Raw genomic sequence first — 5,937 nt, forward strand, 5'->3', positions numbered from 1 at the left:
GTGGTGTTCAGCGGCTTTCTTTTGCCTACTTTTCTTTGCCGCGGCAAAGAAAAGTAGGTGCTGCCCCGCACAGGGGCAACGCTAGCAAACCGACGCGAAATCGCGGATGCCAGCGAAAAAAACCCAGAGTGCCAACACCTGAAAAAAAGGAAAACTCACTGCAACACCTGCACCACCCCATCAAACCGCAACCGCTCATCCAAACCAATAGAAGAACCCGCAACATCCAGCAACCGAGCTGGCGCATCATGCGCCCCCCCCCCCGCTCCATGCCTCGGCAACGCATCATCCGGCGCAAACATATACCCTTCACCCCGCAAGGTCTTGATGTACTGCCGCCCCGTCGGCGAAACCTGCAAAGCCGCGCGCAAGCGAAACACCACAACGTCGAGCCCACGCTCCGTCACACTGCAATGCCTGCGCAGCATATTCAGAATACGCACTCGCGAAAGCACCTTCATCGGATGTGAAGCCAGCACCACCAGCAACGCAAACTCAGTGCTACGCAGCGGCACTTCCACCCCACCCCGCGTCAGCACCCTGTCAGCCACATCCACTTCGAAATCATCGAAAGCAATAGGCTCGCGCTCGATATGCATCGGCACGTGCGAAGGCGGCCCCGAACGCAATGCATTGCGAACCCGCGCAATCATTTCGCGCGGATCATGCGGATCGACCACATAATCATTCGCGCCCAGTTCGAACGCGAGCACCTTGTCGACCACATCGTCCGAGCGGCTGACGATAATGATGGGCAGGTCATAACCGAGCGAACGGATGCGCCGCACGGCAGCCAGGCCATCCACATCCGGCAACGCATGACGCATCACGATCAGCGATGGCACTTCGAGTTCAAGGCGCCGTTCGAGCGATTCCGTGTTGTACAGGACGGACATCTCGATCTTGTGCTGCTGCACCTGCGCCCGAAGCGTGTCGCGGCTCTCCTGATTCGGCTCGACGACGAGCAGATGGATGGTCATGATAATTCCGTCCTTCGGCATTTGAACGGTGCCCATGATAGAGAGCAACTGTGCAGGCAAGACGGTGAAAATTAAGGAGATTGTGTGGAAATTGACGAACGGTCGTCCGTGGCTGCGCCAGCCGCGTCACAATAGCGCCGTGGCGGCATATCGATAGCAATGGGCATGCGTGCGGCGCGCAAGGCGGCGCGCAAAGCGTGCCGACAGGGAAAAACAGGGTGTGAAGCATGAAGAGCGGCGGCCGTGGGGATTCGCCATGAGAATCGGCATTACGTCGAAGCGTTTCGTCGCGATTTCGGCGGCTTGCATACTCGTGGCCGTCACGATGGGCGTCGCCGTGCGCTGGAGCTTCGAATACGGCTTTCTCGGCTATCTGCAGCGTCAGTCGCAATCCCATTCCACGCAGTTGCAGCAGCAACTCGAAACCGCCTGGGCCAGGCATCGCAGCTGGGATTTCCTCAAGGACCCCGCAGCAACCGCCGCCGCCATTCCCGAAGCCATCGACGCGGGCGTGCCGCCACCCGGCCCGCCTGACATGACCGCGCGCCACGACGGACCTCCGCCCGATGGTGCGCAAGACGGAGGGCCGAACGGCGATCCGGACGGTGAAGGTGCACAACCCGGTCCGCCACCGAACGAACTCGGCCCACCACCGGATATGCGCGACATGCGCGGCGGACGCGGTCACGGCATGCAAGGCAACCGTCATCCCCCATTTCGCGTCTACGACGTCGACATGCACAGCGTGCTGCAAAAAGGCCCGCCTCCGCCGCCCGATGCGCCGCGCCTGCCGTTGACCGTGGATGGCAAGGTGATCGGCTGGCTGGTCGTCGCCGGGCCGGAAGTGATGTTCCATTCCGCCGACAGGCAATTTCAGCAGCAGCAGGTTCGCGCGACGTGGATCATCGTCGGCTTCGCGGCGCTGCTGGCCGCGTGCGTCGCCGTCGTGCTCGCGCGTGTGCTGCTCGCGCCCGTGCGGCGTCTGGTGGAGGCCACCCATCGGCTCGCGAGCGGCGACTATTCGATCCGCGTGCCCGATACGGGCAGCGACGAACTGCACAATCTCGCCGCCGACTTCAACCGCCTCGCGATCTCGCTCGGTCACGCCGAGCGCTCGCGCCGCAATCTGATCGCGGATATTTCGCATGAATTGCGCACGCCACTCGCCGTGCTGCGCGGCGAACTCGAAGCCATCGAAGATGGCGTGCGCAAGCCGGACCGCACCACACTCGCGTCGCTGCAGGCGGAAGTTGCGCTGCTCAGCCAGCTTATCGACGACCTGTATGAACTGTCGCTCGCGGATATCGGCGAGTTGTCGTTCGAAAAAGTGCGGCTCGACGTGGCGCCTGTCGTCGAAGCCGCCGCCGAATCATTCAGGGACCGGCTCGCCGACAAGAAAATCGCGCTGGAGGCGGATGTTGGCGCCGTGAGCGCGATCATGCTCGGCGATCCGTACCGCCTCACCCAGCTGATGAAAAACCTGCTGGAAAACGCGCTGCGCTATACGGATGCGGGCGGCAAGGTACGCGTCGCAGTGGCGAAGCACGACAACGAAATACATATCGACGTGCAGGACACGCACCCGGCCGTCCCCGAGCCCTTGCTGCCGCATCTGTTCGACCGGCTGTTCCGCGTCGACGCGTCGCGCAGCCGTCAGAGCGGCGGCGCAGGCCTCGGGCTCGCCTTGTGCAAACATATCGTCAGCCAGCACGGCGGCACCATCGACGCACTGCGCTCGCCGCTGGGAGGATTGTGGATCGCCGTCCGGTTCGCTACGTTAGAAACCAAAGATGACTGACACTGCATTTGCCCGTTCGCCCGCTTCGGTGCTGATCGTCGAAGACGAGCCGAAGCTGTCGGCGCTGCTCACCGATTACCTGCGCGCCGAGAACTTCGACACTCAGGTGATCGCGGATGGCCGCGAGGTGATCGCCTCAGTGCGCGCGAATCCACCCGCGCTGATTCTGCTCGATCTGATGCTGCCGGGGCGCGGCGGGCTGGAAATCTGCCGCGAATTGCGCACGTTTTCCGATGTGCCCGTGATCATACTGACCGCGCGCGTGGATGAAATCGCCAGGCTGCTCGGTCTCGAACTCGGCGCCGACGATTACGTCTGCAAGCCATTCAGTCCGCGTGAAGTGGTCGCGCGCGTGAAGGCGATTCTGCGTCGTATCGATGCGCTATCGGGTGTGGCGCGTGCGGGTGCCGAACCTGTTTCGAGCGGACTCGCGATCGATCTGGAACGGCATGTGGCGTCGCTCGACGGCAAGGATCTCAATCTCACGCCAATCGAAATCAGGCTGCTCGCGCTATTGAACTCGACGCCGGGGCGCATCTATTCGCGCGACCATCTGCTGCGGCAACTGTATGACGACCACCGTGTGGTCGCTGATCGCACGGTCGATTCGCATGTGAAGAATTTGCGGCGCAAGCTGCAGGGCGTGCGGCCCGATCACGACATGATCCGGTCGATTTATGGCGTCGGCTACCGGCTGGACGTCGTGCCGCCGGACGCCCGCGACGCTGCGGATCAAGGCGGCTAAAGGCGCGCGCCTAGCCTTCGCAGCGGAAGAAGTCGATGCTCTGCCCCGACGCAACGGCGCGGCGCAGCCATTCGGGCAGATCGCCCTTGCCATCCCAGGCGTGGCCCATTGCGTCCTGATAGCGGATCGCGCGGGCGCTTTGCTCGTCTTCGGCGAGCGATTGCTGGAGCGCGTCGAACGTGATGCCGAATTCGTGCATCCGGTGCTGGATCCACGCGATCAGACGTTCCCGCGCCTGGCCATCGAGTTTTGCGATTGTGGTAGACATTGCTCGTGCGATTCGAAATGCGATTCGAAGTGTAGTGAGATCAGCAATCCATTCGAACGGGCGTCGCCACGGCTGATGGATTCAATTGCGCCGCCGCGCGTCGATGCGAACCACCGAATCGAATAGCGCCTGAGCGCGCGCCAGTTCGTCCAGCGCGCGGTCCAGTTGCGCGACGGCGGCGGCGTGCTCGCCGGCCGATTCGCCATCTTCCCGTTCAGCGCGCACCGCGCGAAAAGCCACATCGACATTTCGCGTCGCTTCGACAAAGCGTTGCGCGGCCTGAGCCTGCCTCGATTGTGTCATCGCCGACATAGGCATTCCTCCCTCTGGGTTCGGATTCGGACATGCGGCTTGCGAACGCGCGGCACGTGACGCTGCGCTTCCTGCCCGGCGCTTGCGAGCCGGACAGCGCTGCACAGTGGATTGTGCTGCGGCACGTTATCGATTTTCTCTCTGCTCAGGACGAAGCGCCAAGTCTGGATTGCAACAACACGCGCATTTTAATGCTCATGCAGCCGACATTCAGTCTTCCCAGGTTTTATCCGCGAGATAACGGCTGTCTGCACCCGTTTGTCACAGCGCGAAGCTGGCCTGTGCCTGTGCCGCGCTGAACGCAGCCATGGCCTCGACGGGCGGCATTTCGAACAGATCGCGGGTGAAACCGCGCATGCGTTCCTGTGCCGGCCGGGTACGCAGACGGCCGACCAGGTCGATAAAAGCCGAGAAATCGCCATCGCGGGTCGCTTTGGTCACTTCCGCGAAATCGCGCGCCTTCAGCACGCTGGGCTGCGTGAGCCGCACGAAATACGGCGCTTCCAGCTCGACCGCGAGCGCGACGGGATAGCGCTTGCCGCTCAGTTCGCCCGAGCGCGACGTGCAATCGACGACAGCCGCGCTTTGCGCGGCGCTCAGCGCCTTGCCCGTGCTGACGCTGCGCAGATGGTCCGGATGGACATACAGCCGCGTGCCCATGCTCAGTTCAGTGGGCGATGAGCACACCAGTGCGTAGTGATGTTCCCTGTGCCGCCCCGAAGGCAGCACCGAGCGGCTGACGATGAACGCGTGCGGCGGCAACTGCCGCACCTGACCCGTACTGTCGATCCACGCGTTCCACAGCAGCATGTCCTCGCGCTTGCGGCCGCCCTGCCGCGGCTTGCTGGCTGCCGGCGAAAACAGCGCGAGCAGCGAGCCCGTGCGATGCGCCGCGATCTGTGCGCTATTGCCGAGCGACTGGCCGACGCCCCACAAAAAGCGGCCGCCGCCCAACCGGCGCTCCCATTCCTTCTGAACAACGATGGTGGGGAGTTCCTCGCCGGACTCGGTGCCTGTCTTGGTCCAGCAGAACGTGGGCGGTAGGTGCTTCAGTGTCATCAACTTCCTCGTGACTGCCATTCGGCTCGCTGCCTTGCGAACCATCGGCGAAATGAACGGCCATTCAACAAGCGTTAATGTATCGATATAATGAATGGAATGGAAGCCCCAGCGAGCGAATTTCCCGTGCAGGATCTGTTGCGCCGATTGATGGCGGACACGCGCTCGTCCAGCGAAATTGCGAGGCTTTCTGGGGTTAGCCAGCCTACGGTATCGAGATTGCGGCTGTCGAAAGGGCGTCGCGTGCGCAGAAGCGCGTCATTCAATAAGCTATGCAGTTTCTACGGCATGGAAGCGCGTCACATGGGCGCGCGGGCGGCGGGTTACAACGAGTTGCTGCGTAACGCGATCGTCGATGCGTGGGACGGCTCGGAAGAGCACGGCCGCGCGCTGCTCGTCGTGATCAAGGGCTTGAAGGGATTGAGCGCGAAGGTGGAATGAGCGGCGCGCAGAGGGTCGGCGGAGGGAATGAGGCTTTAAAAGCAAACGGGCTTCGCTGTGAAGCGAAGCCCGTTAATGTCGTGAGTTCCGGCTTTTAGAACTGATCTTCCGACAGCGCGAGGATGCCTTCACCGCCCTTCGCGCTCGTGATCGATGCTTCCAGCGCGACGGCTTGAGGCAATACGTGTTCCGCGAAGAACTGCGCGGTGGCGATCTTCGCACCGTAGAACGATGCGTCGTCGTTGAGCTTCTGTTGTGCGGCGAGCAGCGCGCGCGCCATCTGCCAGCCGCCCAGCACGATGCCCGCCAGCTTCAGATACGGCACGCTGCCTGC

At 62.6% G+C, this 5,937-nt stretch carries 8 protein-coding genes; 3 read left to right on the plus strand and 5 right to left on the minus strand.

Annotated elements, in window-relative coordinates; genetic code table 11:
* Nucleotides 1-155: 155 nt before the first annotated feature.
* The gene (locus DK391_RS43665; RefSeq protein ID WP_239483121.1) at nt 156-1,040 is read right to left on the minus strand and encodes a response regulator; all 885 of its coding nucleotides are present in this window, start codon (nt 1,038-1,040) and stop codon (nt 156-158) included.
* 196 nt (nt 1,041-1,236) lie between these two features.
* On the opposite strand from DK391_RS43665, the gene DK391_RS43670 reads away from it, so the two are divergent.
* Nucleotides 1,237-2,778: an ATP-binding protein gene (locus tag DK391_RS43670; protein ID WP_109484217.1), complete on the plus strand. Its 1,542-nt coding sequence runs from the start codon at nt 1,237-1,239 to the stop codon at nt 2,776-2,778.
* Nucleotides 2,771-3,523 (plus strand): response regulator, encoded by a 753-nt coding sequence (locus tag DK391_RS43675; RefSeq protein WP_109484218.1) that lies wholly within the window; start codon nt 2,771-2,773, stop codon nt 3,521-3,523. The genes DK391_RS43670 and DK391_RS43675 overlap by 8 nt, the downstream gene beginning before the upstream one ends.
* 10 nt (nt 3,524-3,533) lie before the next feature.
* Here DK391_RS43675 and DK391_RS43680 read toward each other — a convergent pair whose 3' ends face one another.
* The 3 genes from DK391_RS43680 to DK391_RS43690 form a co-directional block, all read right to left on the minus strand.
* Complete coding sequence (locus DK391_RS43680) at nt 3,534-3,791, minus strand: H-NS family nucleoid-associated regulatory protein (RefSeq protein ID WP_109484219.1); 258 nt, start codon at nt 3,789-3,791, stop codon at nt 3,534-3,536.
* Between the two features lie 81 nt (nt 3,792-3,872).
* A complete protein-coding gene (locus tag DK391_RS43685; RefSeq protein ID WP_109484220.1) occupies nt 3,873-4,103 on the minus strand; it encodes a hypothetical protein in 231 nt (76 codons plus the stop codon).
* Nucleotides 4,104-4,364: 261 nt separating this feature from the next.
* Nucleotides 4,365-5,162, minus strand: coding sequence for a hypothetical protein (locus DK391_RS43690; RefSeq protein ID WP_162601070.1), 798 nt, complete (start codon nt 5,160-5,162; stop codon nt 4,365-4,367).
* Nucleotides 5,163-5,261: 99 nt separating this feature from the next.
* Between DK391_RS43690 and DK391_RS43695 the strand changes: the two genes are divergently transcribed.
* Nucleotides 5,262-5,603: a helix-turn-helix transcriptional regulator gene (locus tag DK391_RS43695; protein WP_109484221.1), complete on the plus strand. Its 342-nt coding sequence runs from the start codon at nt 5,262-5,264 to the stop codon at nt 5,601-5,603.
* 94 nt (nt 5,604-5,697) lie between these two features.
* On the opposite strand, the gene DK391_RS43700 is transcribed toward DK391_RS43695, so the two are convergent.
* The coding region (locus tag DK391_RS43700) for an acyl-CoA dehydrogenase C-terminal domain-containing protein (protein ID WP_204117546.1) at nt 5,698-5,937 on the minus strand (240 nt) is incomplete at its 5' end.

Source organism: Paraburkholderia sp. C35, from assembly GCF_003121405.1.
Lineage (GTDB): Bacteria > Pseudomonadota > Gammaproteobacteria > Burkholderiales > Burkholderiaceae > Paraburkholderia.

Bases quoted from the DNA above. Each gene is read 5' to 3' on its own strand.
- DK391_RS43670 (WP_109484217.1), top strand. From the start codon at position 1,237: ATGAGAATCGGCATTACGTCGAAGCGTTTCGTCGCGATTTCGGCGGCT.
- DK391_RS43675 (WP_109484218.1), top strand. From the start codon at position 2,771: ATGACTGACACTGCATTTGCCCGTTCGCCCGCTTCGGTGCTGATCGTC.
- DK391_RS43680 (WP_109484219.1), bottom strand. From the start codon at position 3,791: ATGTCTACCACAATCGCAAAACTCGATGGCCAGGCGCGGGAACGTCTG.
- DK391_RS43685 (WP_109484220.1), bottom strand. From the start codon at position 4,103: ATGTCGGCGATGACACAATCGAGGCAGGCTCAGGCCGCGCAACGCTTT.
- DK391_RS43690 (WP_162601070.1), bottom strand. From the start codon at position 5,162: ATGACACTGAAGCACCTACCGCCCACGTTCTGCTGGACCAAGACAGGC.
- DK391_RS43695 (WP_109484221.1), top strand. From the start codon at position 5,262: ATGGAAGCCCCAGCGAGCGAATTTCCCGTGCAGGATCTGTTGCGCCGA.